Here is a 284-nt window from a genome sequence, read left to right on the forward strand (position 1 = left end):
GGTCGTTAGCTCAGTTGGTAGAGCAGTTGACTTTTAATCAATTGGTCGCAGGTTCGAATCCTGCACGACCCACCAATTTAAAGGTGGTTACTGGTAGAGAATGTGAAGGATAACGTTGCGTCAGCAACGGCCCGAAGGGCGAGACGAAGTCGAGTCATCCTGCACGACCCACCATCCTGAATGATTAAAGCAGCATAATCCCGCAAGGGGTCGTTAGCTCAGTTGGTAGAGCAGTTGACTTTTAATCAATTGGTCGCAGGTTCGAATCCTGCACGACCCACCAA

1 tRNA gene and 1 other RNA gene are annotated in these 284 nt (G+C 49.6%); both read left to right on the top strand.

The features are described from left to right. Positions 1-6 precede the first annotated feature (6 nt). A non-coding RNA gene (locus BGE37_RS25385) (RtT sRNA) lies at positions 7-174 on the top strand. Between the two features lie 33 nt (positions 175-207). Beyond that, positions 208-283 (top strand) — tRNA-Lys (locus BGE37_RS24905). Position 284: the final 1 nt, after the last annotated feature.

This window comes from Escherichia sp. MOD1-EC6300 (assembly GCF_002965045.1).
Lineage (GTDB): Bacteria > Pseudomonadota > Gammaproteobacteria > Enterobacterales > Enterobacteriaceae > Escherichia > Escherichia coli_F.